17 protein-coding genes are annotated in these 24087 nt (G+C 46.8%); 2 read left to right on the top strand and 15 right to left on the bottom strand.

Annotation, left to right across the window (positions count from 1 at the left end):
* The 5 genes from ACIDITHRIX25_RS000000102815 to ACIDITHRIX25_RS000000102795 all read right to left on the bottom strand — a co-directional run.
* Positions 1–763, bottom strand: a 763-nt coding sequence (locus tag ACIDITHRIX25_RS000000102815; protein ID WP_213333490.1) for an ABC transporter substrate-binding protein, incomplete at its 3' end; no start/stop codon positions are given.
* A gap of 375 nt (positions 764–1138) precedes the next feature.
* The gene (locus ACIDITHRIX25_RS000000102810; RefSeq protein ID WP_201732136.1) at positions 1139–2251 is read right to left on the bottom strand and encodes a branched-chain amino acid ABC transporter permease; all 1113 of its coding nucleotides are present in this window, start codon (positions 2249–2251) and stop codon (positions 1139–1141) included.
* The gene (locus tag ACIDITHRIX25_RS000000102805; RefSeq protein WP_052605041.1) at positions 2251–3129 is read right to left on the bottom strand and encodes a branched-chain amino acid ABC transporter permease; all 879 of its coding nucleotides are present in this window, start codon (positions 3127–3129) and stop codon (positions 2251–2253) included. Before ACIDITHRIX25_RS000000102805 ends, ACIDITHRIX25_RS000000102810 begins: the two co-directional genes overlap by 1 nt.
* Positions 3130–3177: 48 nt before the next feature.
* Positions 3178–3882, bottom strand: coding sequence for an ABC transporter ATP-binding protein (locus tag ACIDITHRIX25_RS000000102800; RefSeq protein WP_201732135.1), 705 nt, complete (start codon positions 3880–3882; stop codon positions 3178–3180).
* Positions 3883–3931: 49 nt separating this feature from the next.
* Entirely contained in the window at positions 3932–4702 is a 771-nt protein-coding gene (locus ACIDITHRIX25_RS000000102795) for an ABC transporter ATP-binding protein (RefSeq protein ID WP_201732134.1), read from the bottom strand.
* A gap of 512 nt (positions 4703–5214) precedes the next feature.
* Here ACIDITHRIX25_RS000000102795 and ACIDITHRIX25_RS000000102790 point away from each other — a divergent pair.
* Positions 5215–6117 carry a DMT family transporter gene (locus tag ACIDITHRIX25_RS000000102790; protein WP_201732133.1) on the top strand — a complete coding sequence of 301 codons (903 nt, stop codon included), beginning with the start codon at positions 5215–5217 and terminating at the stop codon, positions 6115–6117.
* 1016 nt (positions 6118–7133) lie between these two features.
* Here the strand turns inward: ACIDITHRIX25_RS000000102790 and ACIDITHRIX25_RS000000102785 are convergent.
* From ACIDITHRIX25_RS000000102785 to ACIDITHRIX25_RS000000102740, 10 genes are all read right to left on the bottom strand, one after another.
* Positions 7134–10394 (bottom strand): error-prone DNA polymerase, encoded by a 3261-nt coding sequence (locus tag ACIDITHRIX25_RS000000102785; RefSeq protein WP_249685830.1) that lies wholly within the window; start codon positions 10392–10394, stop codon positions 7134–7136.
* A 126-nt stretch (positions 10395–10520) separates the two neighbouring features.
* Positions 10521–12254, bottom strand: a complete 1734-nt coding sequence (locus ACIDITHRIX25_RS000000102780; protein ID WP_201732132.1) for a DNA polymerase Y family protein — start codon at positions 12252–12254, stop codon at positions 10521–10523.
* The gene (imuA', locus tag ACIDITHRIX25_RS000000102775) at positions 12215–12835 is read right to left on the bottom strand and encodes a DnaE2-dependent mutagenesis accessory factor ImuA' (protein ID WP_201732131.1); all 621 of its coding nucleotides are present in this window, start codon (positions 12833–12835) and stop codon (positions 12215–12217) included. Before imuA' ends, ACIDITHRIX25_RS000000102780 begins: the two co-directional genes overlap by 40 nt.
* Before the next feature lie 121 nt (positions 12836–12956).
* Positions 12957–13415: a peroxiredoxin gene (locus ACIDITHRIX25_RS000000102770; protein WP_052605047.1), complete on the bottom strand. Its 459-nt coding sequence runs from the start codon at positions 13413–13415 to the stop codon at positions 12957–12959.
* A gap of 229 nt (positions 13416–13644) precedes the next feature.
* Entirely contained in the window at positions 13645–13995 is a 351-nt protein-coding gene (locus ACIDITHRIX25_RS000000102765) for a class I SAM-dependent methyltransferase (protein WP_283770456.1), read from the bottom strand.
* Between the two features lie 563 nt (positions 13996–14558).
* Positions 14559–16142: an ABC transporter ATP-binding protein gene (locus ACIDITHRIX25_RS000000102760; protein WP_201732129.1), complete on the bottom strand. Its 1584-nt coding sequence runs from the start codon at positions 16140–16142 to the stop codon at positions 14559–14561.
* 17 nt (positions 16143–16159) lie between these two features.
* Positions 16160–18193, bottom strand: coding sequence for an ABC transporter ATP-binding protein (locus tag ACIDITHRIX25_RS000000102755; protein WP_201732128.1), 2034 nt, complete (start codon positions 18191–18193; stop codon positions 16160–16162).
* Between the two features lie 77 nt (positions 18194–18270).
* Positions 18271–18513, bottom strand: a complete 243-nt coding sequence (locus ACIDITHRIX25_RS000000102750) for a hypothetical protein (protein ID WP_052605050.1) — start codon at positions 18511–18513, stop codon at positions 18271–18273.
* 73 nt (positions 18514–18586) lie between these two features.
* A complete protein-coding gene (locus tag ACIDITHRIX25_RS000000102745) occupies positions 18587–19549 on the bottom strand; it encodes an aldo/keto reductase (RefSeq protein ID WP_201732127.1) in 963 nt (320 codons plus the stop codon).
* Positions 19550–19857: 308 nt separating this feature from the next.
* Complete coding sequence (locus tag ACIDITHRIX25_RS000000102740) at positions 19858–20625, bottom strand: SDR family NAD(P)-dependent oxidoreductase (RefSeq protein ID WP_052605052.1); 768 nt, start codon at positions 20623–20625, stop codon at positions 19858–19860.
* 313 nt (positions 20626–20938) lie between these two features.
* Between ACIDITHRIX25_RS000000102740 and aceE the strand changes: the two genes are divergently transcribed.
* A complete protein-coding gene (gene aceE / locus ACIDITHRIX25_RS000000102735; RefSeq protein WP_213333489.1) occupies positions 20939–23662 on the top strand; it encodes a pyruvate dehydrogenase (acetyl-transferring), homodimeric type in 2724 nt (907 codons plus the stop codon).
* Positions 23663–24087 lie beyond the last annotated feature (425 nt).

The following is a 24087-nucleotide window of genomic DNA, read 5'->3' as shown; positions in this document are numbered from 1 at the left end:
GGGCACCTGCCGCATGAAGTGAGGCAACCTGCGTTCCAAGGCCATTAGCAAGAGTAGTTGGGTCATACGGTTGAGCCGAGACGATCTGTCCTGAGGTCAATATCTGCTTGAGGCCGATCAATCCACCGCCACCGAAATCATCATTTTGATAGAGGACACCGATCTTCATTCCGGGATACTTGCTCTTGATATAGGTTCCTAAGATCTTGCCTTCAATTATGTAATCAGGCTCAAATCCATAGGTATAAGGGTGGATCTTAGGCTGATTCCAACAATCACAACCCGAAGAAACAAAGATATCCGGAATCTTATTGGTATTCAAAAAGTTGACGACTGCTTGGTGAGTTGGCGTACCCAAACCGCCCAAAATACCAAACACATTATCCTGTAAGACAAGCTTTTGTACCACCTGAACAGTCTGAGCCGGATTATACGCATCATCTTCGTACTTTAGGGTAATACTTCGCCCGTATACCCCACCATGGGCGTTGAGATAGTCAAAAAATGCCTGTATTGCTGGCGCTATCTCGGAATAACCCGGTGCTGCTGGTCCAGTCAATGGCTGGTGCGATCCAAACAAAATGCTTGTAGCAGTAATCCCAGGAGCAGATGCAGTGTTTTTTGTTGCCCCTGGAGTCGAACTCGACCCAGAAGATCCGGACGAAGTTGTCGAACTACCACAGGCTGCTGCTAGCAAACTTAATGAAGCAGCCGCTGCCAAGATACGAAAGCGTTTCGTCAACGATGAACGCTTATTCCCCATTTATTTCCCCCTAATTATCAACGACGAATACTGACCATTCATGGCTTCGGGCACCCCGCCCGAACCAAAATCAATAGTTGTCTGATGTGATTCACTAAGACTAGACAATCCGCGGACGAAATGTTGGTCAATTCACAGTTTTAGGAGATAAAAATAGAGATCGATAAGAAAATTATTCGAATAAGATGGCCGATCCCGTATCAGATAAAAACCTTAAAAATTAAAAGCCGACCTCAAGGCACAAAAACTCCGACTTGGGATGATCTATAGTCAAATAATAAAGATATCCATCTGATCGCCGCCATCGAATTATGGAGCTTCAAAGCGTAATCATGGGATAAAAATGATGAAAGTCAGCCAGAAGGCTCAATAGTCTCACTTAGATAATTTGCCTTGTCGTCTCAACACAAGCTTTGAAAATCCACTTCTCAAAAGACCCTGTATCCCCATTGGAGCCAACAAGATAATCACGATCAAAAGTACTCCATATAAGCCCAAGGATAGATTCGCCGCGATTCCCTGGTTCAGGTTCAATTTCTCTGTAGCCGTGGTGGCCCACTGTGGTACGTAGACCATTATGAATGCGCCCCAAATCGGACCTGCTATGGTTCCAGTTCCCCCGATTACCATTCCAGCCAAAAGAGATATTGAAAGGGTAAGGGTAAATGCGCCCGGAGAGACATTCGACGAGACCAAAGCCAACAATGCGCCGCCCAAACCAGCAGCCCCAGCGGAGACAGCAAAGGCGAAGACTTGGGTCTTTTGAACTGAAATTCCCGAAATTCGACTTGCAATTTCGTCATCCCTCACAGCCCTCATATTGCGCCCCGTCTTGGAGCGTATGAGGTTTGCAAATATGATGATACCAATTACGATACAAATCATATCAATAACAGCTAGATATTGCTGAGCAGAAAAGGTTGCGCCCAAAAAGGCAGGTGGAGATGGTTGTGTAATTTGAAGCCCCTGATAACCACCAAAAAGAGATCGATATCGAGTCGCTATATCGGGTAATCCCAACGCCAAAGCGAGGGTAGTGCCTGCCAAATAGGGTCCCCTCAGTCGAGCAGCCACCAATCCCAACAAAGAACCAAAGATAAAGGTCACCAGCGTCGCCAAGATCAAAAGAACCGCTAATGGTAATTTGGTATGAAGTTGAAAAAGGGCAAAGGTCCAAGCTCCGATCGCCATTAAGGCTCCATGTCCAATGGAGATCTGACCATTCTGGCCAACCAAAAGAGACAGACCCAAAAGCGCCAATATATAGGGCCCCACCTCAGCAAGTTGATAGTTGCGATAGAGGCTTAAGTGACCGCTTATTACAAAAAACAAGGCAATTGCGACAATTCCTATTCCGCAATTACGAATAAGTGGCAATCTCCATAAGGGCAACTTGATCTTCTCTGACGCAGCTTGATCCAATTGCTTTGGTGGAATCTCTGAGACGAGATTCTCATTTGATTCACCTGAAATCGTTGACTCCTCCATTAGACCCTCCGTTCCGAAATTGAAGAAAAGAGTCCTTGTGGCCGGGCCATCAGTACTACCACCAGAATCAAAAATGCACCCGGATTCTCTAGGTCCGAACCCAGATAGCCGCCTATTAGCGAGAGTGATACTCCCATTATCAACCCTCCAACAAGAGCGCCTACCGGCGAATCAAGTCCACCTATGATTGCAGCTGTAAAGGCAAAAACTAAAACTGCATCCATATTGTTTGGAAATAGAAAGACACGCGGGGCTGCGAGCATTCCTGCAACGGCACCGCCAGCACCGGCCAACGCCCACCCTAACGTCAACATCCTTCCAACCCTAACCCCTAAGAGTCGTGCCACCTCGGGAGCAAAAGCCGAAGCCCGCATCATCATTCCAAGTTTGGTATAGCGAAACAAAAAGACTAAAGCACCAAGCAAGACCAAGACAACAACCAATATGAATATGTCAAAGGGTGAAATACCTAATCTTGATTTCCCAATTTTGATTCCTATCAAAGAAAAATGGGATGGAAAGTTTCTGAGAGTTGCCCCCCAGATGACGCCGGCCATCGCTTCAAGGGTGATAAGTACGCCAACTGCAACGATCACAGCATTAAGGGGCGATTTCGATTCAACCCTCCTCATCAAAAAGCGCTCAATCAGTGCCCCGGCTATAAAACCAAAGATTACCGCGATCAAAAATGCCAGATAGTAAGGCACACCCCGATCTATGAGGGAGACAGCCACATAGGTAGAGAACATAGCCAATGCGGCTTGTGAAAAATTAATCACTCTGGTGGACCGAAAGATCAAAACGATACATATCGCCACAACTGAATAGATCAAGCCATTGCTCAAACCAATCAGCACAAAGTTACCAAGGTTACTCAATCTTCCCCCAAATCAAATTCCATCGTCAAAAAGTCTCCCATTGGGCACCTAAAAACCTAAATAGTGATGACGCAAAGCGGCATCTTCCTTGATAGCAGAGGCCTTGTCTGATACGACCACCTCGCCCAAAGAGAGCACCACAGCTTCGTCAGCGACCGATAAGGCACTTCTCGCATTTTGCTCAACTAGTAAGACTGCAAGGCCCTGATCGTCACATAGCTTTCGAAGAAGTGACATTATCCCAGCAGTAACCAATGGAGCCAGCCCTAAGGATGGTTCATCCAAAAGAAGAGCTTTTGGCTCAGACATCAATGCTCGTCCTACGGCAAGCATCTGTCTCTCACCTCCAGAAAGGGTAAAGGCTGCCTTAGTGGATCGCGGAAGCAGTGGTGGAAATAGTTCATAGACCCAATTCAATTTGGATTTAATGTCAAAATCCTTCTTCCAAATTGCTCCCAAGCGAAGGTTTTCATCCACCGTCATCTCCTGAACAACGCCACGCCCTTCGGGAACGTGTGAGATTCCCATTCGAGCTATGTCTTCTGGGTTCTTGTTCTCGAAGTGCAATCCGTCTATGGAAGCACTTCCATCAATTGCCTTTACCAATCCAGATAGCGTACGAAGCAACGTCGTTTTACCAGCACCATTAGCTCCAAGGACCGCCGTGATCTTAGATCGATCGACCGACATGGTAACTCCGCGTAGCGCCCTCACCGGGCCATAACTCGCGGAAAGCCCTTCAACTATGAGCAACTTTTTCTCCCCCTGTAAAAAGTAAACTTCTAACCATTAATCGAAGGTGTCAAATAGTAACATCTTCCCCAAGGTAAGCTTGGGTTACTATTGGATTTACCCTAATTTCGCTGGGATTCCCGTTCGCTATCACCCGTCCGAAGTCCAAGACTGTGATTGTCGAACATACCCGCATGACCAAATCCATATGATGCTCGACTAGCAAAACACCCAAATTCTTGGAGAGACCTAGGATTAAATCACCGAGCTCGTCCATCTCAACGTTGGAAAGACCAGAAGCTGGTTCATCAAGAAGGATAAACTTCGGAGATAGAACTAGTGCTCGAGCTAGAGCAACCTTCTTTTGGATGGCATAGGGTAACGACGGAGGAAGGCGTTTAGCAAAAGAGGAAAGACCCAAATCTTCAATCACCGAAAGCGCCAAATCCTTGATTCGAGCCTCCTCGGTGACAGTCGTTCCTACTCCCAATAGGGAGCGAAATGGCCCCACTTTGGTCAGCGACGTCGCGCCAATCATCACATTTTCAAGCACTGTCATTCGAGAGAAGAGGCCAAGACCTTGCAAGGTCCGAGAGACTCCCATCTTTGAAAGCTGCTCTGGTCGTAGCGTCTTGACTTCATTCCCAAAGTAGGTCAACTTTCCCGATGACGGCTTTACGAATCCGCACAAGACATTAAAGAGTGTCGTTTTCCCCGCCCCGTTTGGGCCAATAACTCCATGAACCTCACCCAAATTAGCATTTAGCGAAACTCGATCCAAGGCAACCAGACCGCCAAATCGAACTGTAACCTCGTCCGCGATCAATCTCGAATTTTCCATAACAGAGTTTGACATCATCCAAGGTCGATATCTGCGAATTTGTAACATTTATCGCCCAATTCTTTCCGCCTAACCGAGCCATACCCCACCAATAAGCCGTTAGGGAAACGAATAACTCACTAATGACCATATATTTATTCTTCCAACAAACAATGGATTATTTTGTCGCTATAAATGACAGATCACCTCAAGGTAAAACAATAAGCTTTACTGGGGGTTCCGCAAGAGATTCTGCCCTGTGGGAATGAGAGCTATTTGACAAATAATGTCAAATGCTTTGAGAGCAGCCAGCAGGATTCCATACGAGCGGGGTCGGCAAATTCCAAAGCTCGCAAAGGCAAACTTTTAATAGTTAATTAAGCACGCCATATCACTCAATTTGGGATAGATCGCCTTAAATCGGGAAGATCATTTGATTCATCGAATCAACCAACTTCCTTTTGAAGCTTGATGGGAGACCCAAAAAGTCAACCCTTTAAAAGCTGCAACACAAAGAATAGGAACCGCCAAAGATGAATGTTAAGCACGCCACCACCAAAAACTCACCAGGTGGAGTTCTCGCAGCATCATATGCAGTCGCTGTATGGGGTTACGGCAACGTTCTAGCAAGAATGATTCCAATCTCCGGACCTCTGTTATCGGTCCTTAGAATGAGCCTTGGAGCCATAATTGCCATCGCAATGGCTTATTTAACCCGCCGAAAACTTACCGTTAGAATCCTAAAGCTGGGCCTCTGGGGAGGTGTGGCATTCGGCCTAAACAGCCTCTTTTTCTTCAGCGCGGTAAAGTACACCTCACCGACCACAGCAACAGTCATCGGCGCGCTGCAGCCTGCCCTCTTGATGACGGTATCTGGAAGACTCTTCGGAGAAAAAGTCACCACCAAAACGATATTCGGTTCCATTGTCGCCATAGCAGCCACAGCACTTGTCGTCTTTGGCGCCCCTAGGTCGGGACACGACTCACTCTTTGGAGACTTCCTTGCCCTATTGGCTCTAGTAACCTATGCACTTTACTTTATATTTTCCAAACAAGCCCGCCTCAAAATAGATACCATTGAATACCAAGCAGGCATGCAAATCTCCGCTGCGTTGGTAGTCCTTCCATTTGGCATCTTTCTGGGCGGTGCCAGCTCAATCACAATACACAGCCTATATTTGGTTGCAATTCTTACGATCATTCCAGGTAGTGGTCACTTCTTCATCAATTGGGCTCACAGCCATTTGGAGCTAACTCTGGCCTCTATTCTTACCCTTGGCACTCCGATTGTGACAATGATATTTGCTTGGATATTACTTGGAGATAAGGTAAATCTCAACCAAATCATCGGCACCACAATTGCGATAGGCGCATTAGTTTTTGTCGTCGTAGATGGAACTAACCAACAACCAAAAATAGATACATCTTTGAATTAATGGTCGCTATTACCACTGACAGATTTCGTAGTAATAAATTAGCCAGATAGGTAATCTTATCTGAAATATGAAAATCCTAATATGTCTAATATTTCAGGTGGAAACCATGCCTTAACCCTCAATTAAAAATCAATATCTCTTTCTTTGAAAGTTAAACCAACTAGCGCAGAGATCAGCAGCACAAAGATGAATGAAATGAAAGATCAATAAAATGAGGCGCTTTCAATGGAGTCAAAGATGACCGTCAAAGGCGCCATCACCTCGCCAATCACTATATCTTGTCCGCCGAAAGTACCAAACACGAATGAGGCACCGAAGGAAGGTCATAGACCAGATGGATGGTTACAAAGATAGAATAAAAACCTTTGAGAAGTTCGATGTCACCGCCAACCAAAGAGTCGACCTTTTAGCTATTTCGATAGCTCTGAGATAGCTATTAGAGTACTAAAGACCAACACATAAAAGCGATATAGCGCATTTTGGACAATCAAGTCCAGATATTCATACCTACAGTCACCGCTTTCATCGTCTTATAGGTTAGCTATATCTTTTACCAAGTGCCTAGTTCCATCTTCGGTACCGATCAAGTTGATCCTCGATCCATCGTGGCGACCAAAGCACCGAAGTCACTTTATAAAAGCTGAGAATACTTATTCAATATAAATTTATAATTAATCAATTATCTAAGCTAATGACACACTTTATAATTAAAACGGCTAGCAACTTTTTACTTATAAAAATCGGATCAAATCACTAAACGCTATCTCACATAAAAAGTCACATTAAAATGGTTATTTACCTAGCTTAATTATCTAACGAGCAAAACTTAACTTGGATATCAAAGGCATAAGGTACAAAATTAGATTTGAAGTATTTGACGCTAAAGAGATCTAGCAAAATAATCTATATAAAGATCTATCTTAAAGAACAACAGGAAATAGCTAAAAATAACAAGACTTGGGATCTTGTTCACGAACTTAAATTAATATCACCATATCCGTTCGACGTCGAAAGAGCTAGTGAAAATCTCTCGACATTGAACCTATGGAGATATCGAGAGGCTCAATATGCTTAGCCACGATATTTACCACTCCGGAATAGCTCTCCAAAACTCCCTCGATGATCAATGCATTCGAAAGCCTAACTATCTGTCTGTGGCTATCCCATATATCCCTTGCCACCACCACATTCATCAATCCAGTCTCATCTTCAAGGCTGATAAAAGTTACCCCGTTAGCCGTTGCCGGTCGCTGACGATGGGTCACGACTCCTGCGACCTTAATTCGATCTCTATTTCTACGCGCCACTAGCTCACTTGCCAAAGAGACACCAAAACCAGACAATCGATCCCGAAAAAATGCCATTGGATGACTAGTTGGTGTCATTCCAAATGCGGCTAAATCCATGTAGCTCCTATCCTTAGAGGTCATCTCCTTTAGTTTTGGAGCCTCGTCTCCAAGTGTCATTCCGGGCAAACCATTCGAGGCACGCCTAGCCAAAGGCTCTGCTATCCAAATCGCCTGCCTCCTCGTCAAGGTAGCTCCAGCCCCACTTGAGGTAAGTCCCTCGAGGGCCCCTGAGCTAGCTAAAGACTCAAGTTGCGCTCTATCAATTGACGTCTTGATCACAAGATCTTCAATATTTAGATATGGTGCATTCGCAACTATTGAAGATGCCATGGCTTTGCCTACCTTGGCTATCTGACCAATTCCTATTCGTAGATTGGGCCCAATCCGACAACGTTCATGGATGTCAGAGATGTAGCCACCTTCGGATTTCGGCCTCTCATTCCCAGAGGCAACAAAAGAGGGGTCCCTCACGACCGATGGCCCTTCCAAGGTGCATTCAACGCTTGAGAAGTTCACATGTGGACCTAGCACTTCAACACCGTGTCTCTTAGCATCTTCTATAAGAGTCTCTCTTGACCAAAAACCCATTGGCTGAGAATTTATAATCGAGGCTGTAAATGCAGCAGTATAGAAGTACTTGAACCAAGCCGAAGCGTAGACCAGATAGGCAAACGACGCCGAATGACTCTCGGGAAACCCAAAGTTGGCAAAGGCCTCCAATTTCGCAAAGATCTCATCTGCCGTCCTCTCGACGATACCATTTCGAGCCATCCCCTCATAAAAGCGAACTTTGAGTTTTTCCATTCGATCTTTAGATCTCTTGGATCCCATAGCCTGGCGCAACTGGTCTGCTTCAGATGGGGTAAATCCGGCCACATCGATTGCCATCTGCATGAGTTGCTCTTGAAATAGAGGTACCCCAAGAGTCTTAGAGAGAGATTTCTCTAACAATGGATGAAGATAGGTAACCTTCTCTAGACCATTTCGTCGGCGGATATAGGGGTGAACCGAACCACCTTGGATGGGTCCTGGCCTTATCAGAGCCACCTCAACAACAAGATCATAAAAGTGTCTTGGTCTCAGTCGAGGTAGCGTTGCCATCTGTGCCCGACTCTCGACTTGAAAGACTCCTACCGTATCCGCCTGTGAGAGCATCTCGTAGACGACATCTTCTTGGGGAATTAGCGCCAAGTCGCACCTTTGCCCGTAGTAACCAAAGACCGTATCCACCATGCGATGAAGGGCCTCTAGCATGCCCAGACCCAAAAGGTCAAACTTGACCAAACCCGCTATAGCGCAATCATCCTTATCCCATTGGAGTACGGTTCTTCCAGGACGACGAGCCCACTCAACCGGGCATACCTCCACAATTGGCCGATCGCAAATCACCATTCCACCGGTATGAATACCCAAATGTCGCGGAGACCGTTCAATCTCAGTGGCGAACTGCGCAACTCTTGGCGGAAGATCTAAAATCGGCTCCCCTTTTGCATCTCTAACAGCCACCATTTCCGCCAAGGACTTATAGCGGTCCACTTGCTTTGACCAAGTGTTGATCACAGAGGTTGGATAGCCAAAAGCCCTCGCCACATCTCGTATGGCTGAACGCGATCTATAGGTAATTACATTGCTAACTTGGGCGGCACGGTCACGACCGTACTTTTCATAGACATACTGAATAACCTCTTCCCGAGCCTCACTTTCAAAGTCAACGTCGATATCTGGAGGGCCATCTCGCTCTGTTGAAAGAAACCTCTCAAATAGCAACCCCAGCGAGACCGGATCAACATTGGTTATTCCAAGGGCATAGCAAACTGCAGAGTTTGCAGCCGACCCCCTGCCTTGGCAGTAGATATTAGAGGATCTAGCGAATTGTACAATATCCCAAACAATCAAAAAATATCCACCAAATCCCAACCTTTCAATTATTTTAAGTTCGTACTCAAGCTGAGCATAGGCCCCCTTGACCCTCTCGTTATCCTTTGGACCATAGCGTTCGGTCGCCCCTTTCATAGTCAGGCTTCTAAGGTAGTACGTCTGAGACTGACCATGGGGAACCAAAGAATTAGGCAGAGCCGGAGCGAGCAGTGAAAGATCAAATGCGCATTCAAGGCCAATCTCATAGGCCCGAGAGACCAGCTCTGGATATCTACGAAAGCGACGAAGTTGATCCCTCGGAGAACGCAAGTGCGCCATCTGATCCACCGGAAGCCATCCGTCAATTCCATCTAGATTCTTGCCAGCCCTAATAGCAGCGGTAACCGAATGCAATTTAGCGTTCTTAGTACTGGCGTAGTGAACGTTATTGCTAGCAACACAATTCAAGTCAAGGTCTGTGGCGATCTTAACAAATTCATCGTTACGGGCTTGATCTAGGGGATCTCCATGATCCCAACACTCGATAACAAACCTATCTCTACCAAAGATTTCAGAGAGCTCTTTGGCAACTCTTCGAGCAGCCTGGGGACCATTTTCAATCAAAGCGGACGACAAGCCACCCTTGCGACATCCACTAAGTATGACCCAATCCGTATAGTCACAACGAGACAGGTCATCAAGAGAAAGATCAAAGACCCCCTTATTTGAATCTTTTAAATGACCTTTGGAAATCACGCGAGAAAGGCTCGCATAGCCACTGGGGTTTTTAGCCAAGATAACTAGATGTTCACCTTGAGGATCTTCAATATTGTCTCTTGGCTTTGTGGAGTTTATGGTCAACTCAGCCCCAAAAACCGTCTTGAGAGAGGTCCCTCGTGCAGCTCCTGCAAAAGCCACGACGCCATAGAGGCCATTGTGATCAGTTATGGCACAGATCGGAAGTTCCGCATCTATCGCTCGTTCAACTATCTCACTTGGACTTGAAACACCATCCAAAAAACTGAAATTAGAGTGGCAGTGAAGCTCGGCGTATTTTGGGTTATCGTTCACAACTAATATTGTAATCGAACATCTGTTCGATTACAATATTAGTTGTGAACCCGAACGACCAAGGGTCTCTGGGGCAAATACCTCTCGACCTCAAGGGGCCTAAAGAATCGACCAGCCGTAAGATGATCAATCATAGATCGCCTCCAGGTACCATCTAGAGTTTTGAATTATCGCCATCATCGCAACTCCGTCATCAGCCACAACTTGGATTCTTGCTAGCCTTTTAGAGTTTTTGGAGTCCCACCACTTCTCGTTCATCGGCCATGGTCCTATAATCTTTGAGATCTTCTTAGGCCTCTCAAAAAGAGAGTTGATAACTATCTCGTGCGGCTCCGAGGTAAACTCCCCCGATCCGCTAACGCTTACCTTTAGGCCATCAACTCCTAATATCTCCATTGGAACCACAGGGTCAAAGACCAAAGATGGTTCAGGACCTGGGACCTGGCCCGGCCAAGGAGAAGAGCTAATCCTCGATGAATCTTGAGGTTCTTCAAAGAGTTGCAACTGCCACTCAATCAACTTAAACTTATCTCTCGGAGATCTTCCCGAATTGCTCTTCGGAACGGTAATCGAGCCGTCTCCAAGGCGCGCCTTGGCCCTTTCAATCGCCCTCAAGACCTGCTCTTTGGGGTGAAAGGCGCAGGAATAGAGATCCAGCTGTACCGAGGGGTTCGAGGTGACATCTAGGACCTCAACCTCACAATAGACCACCCCTGAACTTGGTGGCTCTCGATTGGTCTTTGAATTAGGCGTAGTCCACGAGTCAAGTTGCCATCGGGACCAACTCAAAAGAAACTGAGTAGATATAGGAATCCCACTGGTCCACACCCTAGAGAAAGTCTCGGCCGACTCCGTCTCAAAGACCACTCTCACCCTTAGCGGATAGAGTCCTCTGTCGTAAAGGGAGGAAAAAAGAAGATCCACATTTGATCTCATGGAAAAGATAATTGTCTCAGCCAAATAGCCCGGAGGATCAAATTCGACTCTAACAGAGTGGCTGGCCTTCACATCCCTCTTTTGAATCCCACTGCCATCTATCCCATTTCCCAGCTCGAACAGTCGTCTACCCATCGAACCAAATCGTTCGATAAGCAAATTGCGAGGAAGCTCCAGTAGGTCGGAGACCTTATCGATGCCAGAGGATCTCATAGTTTCAAAGTCGTGTCCTTGCCCGAAGACCTCTATAGGGAAACCCGATAGAAACTCCTTGGTGAAACCCACCTTGACCACAACGCCAAAGCCAGAGGCGACCTTAGCGCAAAAGAGGCCATCGGCCACGCCGAACAAAAACCAACTACCATAGTCAGAAGTTGACTCCTCTTCTAAGGTGGAATTTGAGAAAGGTCGATCCGGACTCCGCCTCTTTTTGCTGGGATTCGCATAGACCTCAAAGTCAATCTTTCCCAGCGCCTTTGCGAGCTTTTTCAAGAGAGACGCCTCACCACCAAAATACTTTGCCGGTCCCTTTAGGTTGAAGCCACACAGACCAGGAGAAAAGACCTCGACCTCAGGGCAAAACTCCTCTGCGACATTGATCACTCTTTCAAATTGCGAGAGCTCTAAGTCGTAGTCGGAGTCGATCACCAACAACTCCGAGGATTTTTCCAATGTGGCCTCAATGCGATCTTCAACTCTTATGCCAAGAGCCCGTGCAGCCAATGTAACCGCCACTACCCTTTTGTTGTCAACCACAATCGCCTGTTGATCTTGAGAGATCGAACGTGACAGAAAAGGCCAGTTAGGGACAAAGATGACGAGCATTCGTGGAGTATTTACCTGATCTAACTCTTCGAACAGACTCTGACTGGATCCATAACGCCTCATAGTCCAACGACCAGTTGCATCTTGGAAGCGGCCCACTTGTTTGCGCTCACTTCAATCTTCAGCGTTCTAGTTGCAATTGGAGCACTTCCATCGAGTTGCCAACTCGATCCTTTGGCCAATAAGGAAAAGTCACAACTACCCGGCCAGGTCGCCCCTTTTTTTCCAAGGGTAGAAAGATAGATAAGGATCGACTTTGTCTTTCTTGTGCGTTCCGAAAGCTTTCGTGCGCGAGTCGCATCAAGCGGAGAAGATAAAACTACAATATCAAAGCCATCTAACATAATGGCGGCGATCTCAACCGCCTCCGAAGAGGTACACTTCACATTGAGAAGTCTCTTCAAGTCGACGCCATGATCCCTAGCTGCAGCAAAACCAAGATTCGGGCTGCCTACGATAGCAATCCAGTTCCCCATAGAGCTAGGTCTTGCCAGAAGTCCAAATAAGAGTGATGTAATTCCGCTCCCTAATTCACCGCCAAGCACACCAACCGATCCCCGACGCAAAGAAGAGTTAGGTAAGATGTCCCTAAACTTATCCAGAACCTCTATCCGCTGATCGATAGCTAAAGTTGTTGGAGCAACAATTGCCGAAAATTTAGCTAAATCCTGTCTGCCCATAATAAAACTATATCGAACATATGTTCAATATAGTTTGTAAATGGATAGATATCTTTAAAGTTCAGGAATAACTGATCTATAAAAAAGATCGCTCAAAAGTTTTCTGGATCAACCTGCCAACCTACCCGGCTTGTCTGGTCCTAAAGAACTCAAGGGCCTTATCAGCATGAGCATTCATTGCAAACTCAGAGGCAAAGATCTCAAGAACCCTCTGATCTTGACCAATAACGAAGGTGTGCCTCTTGACGGGTATAGGACCAAATCGCCTTTTTACCCCAAATTGCTCAGCTACGACCTGATCGACATCAGATAAAAGCGGGTAATCAAAGTCATGAAGGTTGGAAAACTCCTTTTGTTTGGCAACTTTATCGGCGCTAATCCCAACGCGCTGTGCGCCAGCCCGCTCAAACTCCTCTTTGAGATCGCGAAAATGACAACTCTCGGCGGTGCATCCCTTAGTCATGGCAGCGGGATAAAAAAACAGAACTATTGGACCGCCCTTTAACTTTTCGCTCAAACGAAATAACTGCTCATTCTGGTCATACAGTTCAAAATCTGCCACCAAGTCGCCAACGTTCATATTTCTACTCCTATAAAGTCACCACAGAGACCTACTAGACAACCATCGCAGCGATAACAAAATTTCGAGAGACCCCAGACGAAAACCAAAATTAGATAACCATCTGACCAAAGAAGCCCCAATAACACCCCAAGTCTCACATATGAGTTGGAGAGCTTTGTATAATACAGCCTCCCCGTTCTATCTGAAAATTATGCTATCTCTGAAAATATCGATACCACATTGACTATTAGACCTTCGTCCAGCTAAGGATGTAGCGATAATAAAGCCCTCTTTTGATCTTACAATTCAGTAAAAGATGACCAGCGATCACTTTGATCTCTCGCAGACTCTGACTCGGAACCTTAGTCACCACCTGGATCTCTCGAACTTCCCAGTGAAGTCGACTCATAAGGCGAACGGCCGGAAGAAACAACCCTGATAGCGTCCAATCTCCGATCGACTTATTAGCGCTAAGACCAATCACTATCAATTTGCCCCCGGGACGCAAGAGCAGTTTTACCCGTGAAATCGCTCTCTCAAATTCCATGTGATGAAGGCTAGCAACCATTGTGACCAGGTCATAAGAGTCGTACTCGATATCAATTCCATGAAATCACCCTCGATGACTCTCACATTCTCTAACCCATCAATTCGCACACGGGCTCGCATGATCGCCCAAGAATCAGGGTCGATCCCAACTACAGATCGCGAAAGGAAAGATAGTCGTTCAAGCAAAAGGCCCTCCCCACACCGAAACGTCAAGCACGTCCCCATTCAGGCCATGAGCTACCTCAAGAATGAAGACATGGTAGGCGGTGTTGTGGTTCCAGAACTCCATAGCATAAGTGTAAGTGTGTGGCAAGCTCTCACTGCCATGGCAGAATCTAAGCACCACGAGCTAGCGCATTGGGCAAAACCCATATAGATCTGCTTTCTTTCTTCAATCTAGCAATGAGGTCTGAGGGATAATTGCACAAGTGGATTTAACCCGTTTTGGATTATAAACTCTGTACTTAATGCCAAGTAAGGCAAGGCAATTGCAGTCTGGGTCAAAAAATACCATCCGAAATAGTTGATCTATGAATTGCGCGATTGTCTCCTAGTGGCAGTCGCCCGGGCTATTCCGAGCAAAAATTCAAATTGAAACGAAAGATCACCAAATCATGCAATCCTTGAGGTGCTAGAGTCGTTAGATTCACGCCAAAGAGATGCATAAACGGAATCATTACGCAAGAGTTCATCGTGAGAACCCTCCTCAAGAAGTCGACCATCGCCAATTACAAAGATTCGATCAGCAAGAGCAGCGCTCTGAAGTCGATGTGCTATCAAGATACATGTGCGGCCACTTGCAACCACTCCCATTGCTTGTGTCACCTTGCGTTCGCTAGATAGATCCAAATTGGCGGTAGCTTCATCTAAAATCAAGATCTTCGGTCGAGCCAGATATGCACGAGCTAAAGCGATCAGTTGACGCTGTCCACTAGATAACGCTCTACCTCTCTCGCTCACTTCATAGCTATAACCACCTGGAATCTTATCGATAAAAGAATCGGCCCCTACAGCCGTTGCCGCCTCCTTGATCTCCTCGAATGAAGCCTGAGGACGAGCAAATGAAATATTGGATGCAATGGTCCCAGAAAAGAGAAAAGCCTCTTGGGGCACATAACCTAGATGGGATCTAAAGTCATCTAGATCAAGATCTTTAAGCGGTTGGCCATCTATAAGAATTCGCCCATCAGTTGGATCATAAAGCCGGGCGATCAACTTCACAATTGTAGACTTTCCTGCTCCTGTCTCACCGACTAGAGCTACGGTATCGCCACCTTTGATGTGCATTGAGATAGCCTCGATAACGTTTCGATCACTTCCGTCATAGGAGAATCCCACATCCTCAAAGACGATCTCGCCACTATCTATCAGCGGCTTTATCGGCGTCAAAGAGGCCGGTGTCGTTGTTGGCATATTCAAGAGTCGATCGACTTGAACCAGAGATACTCTTGCCTGTTGAAATTGGTCAAAGGTCTGAGAAAGCTGCTGAAGTGGCGCAAAAAGTTGATCGATATATAGGGTAAAAGCAATCACAGCGCCAACCGATATCACCTTTGCGTTGACAAGATTCGATCCATACCATAAAACCGAAGTCGAAGCTAAGTCAGAGAGAAAGAGGACAAACGGAAAGTAGATAGCCACTAAGCGCTGCGCCTTTACCCTAGAGTCACGATACCCTTGCGATACCCGATTGAACTCTTTTGCATTTTGAGCTTCGCGGGAAAAGGCCTGGGTCACCCTAACCCCAGAGATCCCCTCTTGAAGATTGGCATTCACCGCAGCTATCTTCTCTCGTGAAACTCTATAAGCTCTCGTTGAGCGACGTTGAAACCAAACTGTAGCTATGGCAAGCGGAATGAGAACATAGAGGGCAGCCAGGGCCAAACGTGGATCGATAACCAACATAACTATCGAGATTGCCACAAAACTGAATAGGTTCACCAAGGCGCCAGTCAAACCGCTCTGTAGCAAATTCGAAAGAGCAACCACGTCGGTAGTCATGCGAGTCAAGATACGGCCGGACATCTCAGATTCGTAAAAGCTAAGCCCCAAACGTTGCAAATGAGAGAAGATCCGCAACCGCAAGCCATAGAGGATTCGCTCGGTAGTGATATTAGAGAGGATGTTCTGCATGTAGACAGCGCCCCAGTCACAAAGGACCACAAAGACATAGAAGATGGAGACAAGAACGATCATCGACAAAGAGCCACCTACTACGCCTTGTCGATACCGGTCTTTATTGCATATGGGCCAGCGAGTGAAAGGATCGTATCAGCCAACAAGAAGGCAAAACTGGCTAGTAGTTTCCAGCGAAATGGCGATATAAAACGCCAAAATGCAAAATGATCAACATCTTTGGTCACTAACTCCTCATCGACATCTGGAGTCATCTCCTCGGCCGGAAGGCTGTTTAGAGCTTGCGCCAACCCCGGAGTTAGGCTAAGTGCAGCATCTCTCGGACCACCACCGCCTCCCCTGCCACCCCGTGCAAGACGAAAACCTTGAGACTGAGCTAACGGAGTTGAAGGTGCTTTGGTCGTTGATCCAGATAAGGTAGTAGTTAACTCTTCATCGCCCTCAGAGATCTCATCGCCCTCAGCAGAGATCAGCTTTCTGTAGATCGCAGATCGATCGATCAACTCGCTATGGCTTCCACTATCTTCCACACGCCCGGAATCAAGGACGACTATCCGCTGAGCGAGGCTCAAAGTAGAACGGCGATGGGCAATAACCAAGACCGTTCTCCCCTTGGCAAATTCACGAAGAGCCTGGTTGATCTCAGCCTCAGTTGTCACATCTACCGAAGAGGTGGCGTCATCCAAAATCAAAATATCAGGATCTGTTATGAGTGCTCTAGCAAGAGCAACTCTCTGGCGTTGACCGCCAGAGAGAGTAATTCCATACTCTCCGACCACAGTGTCAAAGCCATTTGAAAGACCCTCGATAAAAGATAGGGCGCCCGCCCGTTCAGCTGCAATTCGAATCTCCTCCAATGTCGCATCGGGATAGCCGAAGGCAATATTTTTAGCGATCGTATCCGAAAATAAGAAACTCTCTTCAAAGACAACTCCTATCTTTTTTCGCAACTGCGCAATTGAGAGCTCTTTTATATCAACGCCGCCAATAGCGATCGAACCGCGATTTAGGTCATAAAAGCGCGGTAGCAATAGCGCCAAAGTGGATTTTCCCGAACCCGAAAGGCCGACAAAAGCTGTTACAGATCCACCCTCTACCTCTAGGGAGAGACCCTTTAGGACTGGATTTCCAGGTTGATATTCAAAGTAGGCATCACTAAAGGCTATCGTTGCCGGAAGAAGAGGCATCTCGCTTGGAAATTCCGCATCCTTGACAAGCGGATTAGCGTCTAGGAGTTCAAAGATTCGCTCTGCACCCGCCTTTGCCTGCTGCGAAAAGGTTACCAGAACCGAAACCTGTCGAATAGGTGCACCGATCTGAACTATATAGGAAAAAAAGACCAAGAAGGTGCCAATTGTCATCTCATGGTGCAGCCCCAGGTAACCACCGACCAACAAAACCAGCGCCTGTATGAGTCCCGGCAACGAAGAGAGCGAAGATTGGAGTCGAGCCTCAATCTTGTCGACTCTGACCGAGGAGCGAAATAGAGCGAGAGCGGCCCGCGATAGCTCTGCCAAGCGCGCCTTCTCGCGTCCAAACCCCTTTACGACTCGAACGCCACTGATCGACTCTTCTACGACAACCGCGACTTCGCCTTCTTTTACTTGAGCGTCATAGACTGCAGGAAAAACCTTTGCGCGGAGTCTATAGGCGACACTTCCAAGCAAGGGGATAGCACAGAACTCTATCAATCCCAATATCGGAGAGAGATAGAACATCACGCCAAGGCTCACAACGAGCATGAACAGATTTCCAAACATCAAAGGCAAAAAAGATAAAAGACCCTGAATTAGCCCGACATCCGAATTGGCTCTAGATACAAGCTGCCCGCTCTGAAGCTGATCGTGACGGGCAAAGTCAAGGCGTTGCAAGTGAGAAAAGATCCTACTTCGAATGTCATGCTGAACGTCAAAGGCGAGTCGGCCCCCAAAATAACGTCGCAGAAACGAGAGGCCAAATGCTCCAAGTGCCAGAATGATAATACCAATAGCAAGACCGGCAGGACTGTACTTATGTACTACCATCGTAGAGTCGATGATCTGACGCTCCAAAAGCGGTATCACAACTTGAATCAACATGCCCAAAACAGAAGTTACGAGGGCTGTAGTCACTGCAAGACGATGAGAAAATACTATTTTCGCAAGTCGTCTCACCCAATTATTTGATTTAATTCTTGTCTCCGGAGGCATTAATTTTTAGGATTAACCGATTGGCCCACCTCGTCAGAGATATAGTTCGAGACGGCCAACCCAGAAAATCCAAGAACTATTGAGACGATACCAAGGGCGATATGTACAAATCTAAATGTGCGAGAATGATCCTTGTCTCTAACCATATTACGCACTAGCCGTGCCCACACATAAAAAGTCCAACCAGCAGTTATACGAAGGCTCAAGATAGCAGCCTTCTTGGATTTTATCAACTTGGGCATATCTGTACACTTCCTAAAATTTCAATTCAAAACAACTGTTTCAAGGCGACACCATGGACTTTAAACCAAAGATCTAAATACCCAGCCGAGTTCTCAAGGTTCGAAGAATCGGCATCATGGCCGATTGCTCATATTGATAAGATCGCTCATTGAGCTCTTCAATCTCACCATTCTCCAAAACGATCTCTCCGGCGCCAACATTTGCCTCTAGCTGAGAGACACTTGAAGCGCCAGGTATCACAACAACATTCGGGTGTGAAATTATCCAAGCCAATGCAATTTGTGCACTGGATGCACCATATTTGGCACCGATCTTCGCCAAGGCAATGAGAAGTGGCTGCATTCGCTCGATTGCATCGATTCCAAAGTGTTTATTTATGCGACGAATATCGCGTGGACGATTATCAAAACTATATTTCCCCGATAAAATACCTTGCTCTAAGGGAGAATATGCAATCACTAGGTGTTTGGTCGCCTGAGCAAATGGAATAATCTCCTCTTCCGCTCGCCGATGCAAGAGCGAGTAGTGAACTTGATTTGAATATATCGGTCGGCCAAATTTTCTCTCGAGATCTTCCCAGTCATACCTAGAAAAGTTAGATATTCCGAACTTACCCGCTAAATCTCTCGATACCACGCCATCAAGAGCGCGAGATAAAGATGAATTCGAAAATGCTGGATTTCGAAAATGTACCTGATAGAGGTCTATCTTTGACGACTGGAGGCGTTCAGAACTCTTCTTGGCGTGCAGGGCAAAATACTTTTCAGAGGTATAGACCGGCCAAACCTTAGTCGCGACGCAAACGTCCTTGGCTTGTCGTCCTAGAACTCTTCCGATTATTCGCTCAGACTCTCCAAATCCATATAGTTCAGCCGTATCAATTAGGGTGACACCCAATTCAAGCGCGCGCTCTAGTATCGCACGAGCCATCGAGGAGGCGTAATCTGAACCGTAATTCCACTCTCTTGATCCAAATTGCCACGTTCCAAGGCCCACTGCGGAGATCTTTTGATCTCCAAGATCGTAATATTTCACTTAACTAATGCTATTTGAGAATCGAATACACCTAACCAGGAGTTAGGTTGTGGCCAAGCAAAAGAATCCCTCACATAAAAGCAGCGACAAAGACCGCACCTAACCATTCGCCGATAGCACTTCGGGCGCTATCACCGCTCTTAGAAAGGAAATCCCTAGAAGCAACGATTGGCCCTAGGGAAAATCTCACTTCGATAATGTCGAGCTAATCGTTGTCGGTCTAATTCCTTATCGATGGATAGAGACGGAATTAACTCTCATGGATAGTCGAAATATTGATAGTCGAATGGCACGACTGCAGTTAAGGCCTATTTGGGTGGCATCCGAAGTGCGCCATCCAAACGAATGACTTCGCCGTTGATGTAGCCATTTCGAACAATCTCCATTACCAAAGATGCAAAGTCTTCTGGCAGACCGAGTCGATGCGGAAAAGGAACTCCAGCGGCCAAAATACCACGAATCTCATCGGGCAGCTGACCAAGTAGTGGTGTATCCATTATTCCTGGGGCAATCGTTACTACTCGAATCCCAGCAGCAGCCAAATCTCGTGCAGCAGGCAGTGTCATACCAACGATTCCACCCTTTGATGCGGAGTAGGCAAGCTGACCGATCTGTCCATCGTAAGCCGCTATCGAAGCAGTATTTACGACAAGACCTCGCTCACCATGTTCCATTGGCTCGGACTTTGAGATCGCCTGAGCACCAAGACGCAACAGGTTGAAGGTTCCTATAAGGTTCACTCGCATGATTCTCTCGAAGGTTTCGAGCTTGTGTGGGGACCCATCTTTACCGATAGTACGCTCAGCAGCACCGATTCCGGCACAGTTTACAGCGAGACGCAATGGTGCCTTCGAGGACGCCAATTCGATAGCGCCCAAAACGTCGGTCGGATCGGAGACATCACCTCCAAAATAGTCGGCTCGATCTCCAAAAGTGCCAGCGAATGCCTTGGCACGCTCTTCATCGCGATCCAAGACGGTACAAAAGGCCCCAGCCTCGATTATTCTTCTAACGGCGGCGGCTCCGAGACCGGATGCTCCCCCGCTGACAATTGCAGATGCTCCAGAAATATCCATGGTATAGAATTTAGAGTCAATTTAACGGCTCGACAGCTAATTCGACCAATTCCGTCCCTCAAAGCTCAATTTAGGGCAAAAATGCTTGTTAATTTCAACCGTCATTGTTCACAATTCAAGGACTCCAAACAACGCCATCTCGATCAAGGACCTCCCTCGATGGAAACTATGGATCGAACCAAGGAGTCTGCGGTGATTGAAAACTACTTTGAACTGGTAATACTACAACTATGTCGCCAAATCGAAGGAGACAATTTATCACCTTTAATGCTCAGATGTGACAGAGAGCAAAAAAAGTGCTTAGATTCAGAGTATGATAATCGATGGCTTTTCACACCAAATACCAGATATCGACCCTCAAGAGACCACGGAGTGGGTTGATTCCTTCAATTCCCTCGTTGACGGGAAGGGAAAATCAAGGGCAAGTTATATCCTTCTGAGACTCCTCGAAGCTGCTCGATCGAGTCAAGTAGGGTTTCCAGCAACCGTTTCAACTCCATACATAAATTCGATACCACCCGAACAACAGCCGTGGTTCCCTGGCGACGAGGAGATGGAACGACAGATACGTCGTTACATTCGATGGAACGCCGCAGTTATGGTGACCAGAGCAAACATGAAATCCGATGGCATCGGGGGTCACTTGGCAACCTATGCAAGCTCGGCCACCTTGTATGAAGTTGGTTTCAACCACTTTTTCAAGGGAAAATCAAATGGTGGGCCTGGTGATCAGGTCTTTTTTCAGGGCCATGCATCGCCAGGAATCTATTCACGCGCATTTGTTGAAGGTCGATTGAGCGAGGCACAACTCGACAATTACAGAATGGAGACGGGTGGAAATGGACTTCCTTCGTATCCGCATCCAAGATGTCTACCTGACTTTTGGGAATTTCCAACAGTCTCAATGGGAATCGGGCCGCTCACGGCAATCAACCAAGCATATTTCAATAGATATCTACAAAATCGCCAGCTCTGTGATACCTCTGAATCTACCGTTTGGGCCTTCGTCGGTGACGGTGAATTTGACGAACCCGAGACCACTGCAGGGCTCTCACTTGCCGGTCGCGAGAAACTTGACAACTTAGTAATGGTCGTCAACTGCAACCTACAACGCCTAGATGGCCCAGTTCGAGGCAATGGAAAGATAATACAAGAGCTCGAAGCCACCTTGCGTGGATCTGGATGGAACGTCATAAAGGTGATCTGGGGAAGTGCATGGGACGAACTGCTAGCCAGAGATATCGACGGTGTTCTGCTCAACAAGATGAATTCAACCTGTGACGGGGAATTTCAAAAACTCGCTACCGAAACTGGTGCATACATACGAGAGCACTTCTTCGGGCCAGATCCTCGACTTAGACGATTGGTTGAGCATTTATCTGACGATGAATTGGTAAAGCTTCCAAGAGGCGGCCACGACTACAAGAAGCTCTATGCGGCCTATAAAGCTGCAACCGAACATAGTGGTGCACCAACGGCTATTTTGGCAAAGACGGTCAAAGGATGGACTCTAGGATCAGGAATAGAGGCACGAAACGCAACTCACCAGATCAAAAAGATGTCAAGGGATCAGTTGCTTGCCCTTCGTGAAACCCTAGATTTAGATCTAGAACTTCCAGATTCTGCTTTTGAAACAAAATTACCACCATACATTCGCCCCAAGCCAGGCAGCGATGTCTATGAATACATGATTCAAAAGAGAAGGAGCTTGGGAGGAAACTCGCCATCTCGCACTGTAAAGGCGTCACCGCTTCCCATGCCAGCGCAGGCATGCTTCAAAGAGTTCTATCAAGGCTCAGGACGGGTCTCGGCGTCCACGACGATGGCATTTGCCAAATTGCTAAAAAATCTTGTTCGAGATCCAAGTATAGGCAACCGAGTGGTTCCGATAATTCCAGATGAAGCTCGAACTTTTGGCCTTGAATCGCTCATCAAAGATGTCAAGATCTACGCGTCGCAGGGACAAAGGTATACCCCTGTGGACGCCGGCCTACTACTCTCCTACGAAGAGGGCGTGGACGGGCAAATCCTCGAGGAGGGAATTACCGAGGCTGGCTCAATGGCAACCTTCCAGGTCGCTGGAACCAGCTATTCCACCTTTGGATGCCCCACAATTCCGTTCTACATGTTCTATTCAATGTTTGGATTTCAACGCACTGGCGATCAGATATGGGCCGCGAGCGATGCTAGGTCGCGCGGCTTTCTAATTGGCGGTACCGCAGGGCGTACCACTCTGATGGGTGAAGGACTTCAGCACAACGACGGTCACTCCCTCTTGCTAGCTTCTACCGTTCCTAGCGTTCGGGCGTATGACCCAGCATTCGCCTACGAGATGGCAATCTTGGTAGAACACGGGATAAATGAGATGTATGGGGTGCCTCAAAAAGATGAGATCTATTACATCACCCTCTACAACGAGAACTACCAGATGCCAGCTATGCCAGAAGGCGTGGACTTCGAGGAGGTAAAAGCCGGGATAATAAATGGGATCTATCTATTTAGACAAGCGCCATCGATCGAGAATGAAAATGGAAACCTTAGGGCAACAATTCTCTTCTCGGGAACTGCTTGGCTAGCTGCTGTAGAAGCTCAGAAGATACTAACAGAGAGATACTCTGTGGCGGCTGACCTATACTCGGTCACCTCGTACAAGAGTCTGCGTGAAGATGCTCTTGAAACCGAGCGTTACAACCGTCTCCACCCCCTCTCCGCCCCTCGTCAATCAACTATCAGTTCCGTTCTCGATGCATCCTCAGGACCCATTCTTGCGGTATCAGATTTCATGAAAGCAGTTCCAGATCAAGTGGGACGATTCCTTGCCAATAGGAACTTTACTCCACTGGGAACAGATGGCTTCGGTAGATCTGATACAAGAGAGAACCTACGCAGATACTTTGAAATAGATGCTCCACAAATCGTAGTGGGAATATTAAATTCCCTCGCGCAGGAGAAGCTGGTCCCAATGACATTGGTGCAAAGTGCTATCGATGAACTTGGAATCGACGCATCCAAAACGGATCCGCTCAGAACCATCTAAATAAGACGACTGATTGTTCATTTATAATCACAAGATACTGCTCTAAGTGGAGATTGACCTCGACTCGGAGCAGTATCTCACTGTGTAATCAATAACTCGCTGATAACGGCAAGATCGATATAAAAGCGCCATCACCTCCTTTTTTCGATCTATCTCTACCTGGTTGCAAAATTAGAACGTCATTCCGAGGACTTCAAAAAGTGACATAGTCCACAAATACCTCAGCTCAAATCTTGGCCGCACTCATAGTCCCACAGGACCAAAATCTACATAATTATTGCCAAGCAGATCTCTTTTTGCCTGTTCATCAAAGTAAAAAAGCTAAATACACACTCACCGTTAGGTCCACGATAACTGGAGGCTCTTCCTATGGAGATAAAGGCGGTTTGGTTATAGTGGCGGCATCTAGTAAAGGAGATCTCAAT

It is taken from the genome of Acidithrix sp. C25 (genome assembly GCF_904848545.2).
The sequence above is the reverse complement of the archived record's forward strand: the minus strand, read 5'-3'. Positions and strand labels throughout refer to the sequence as shown.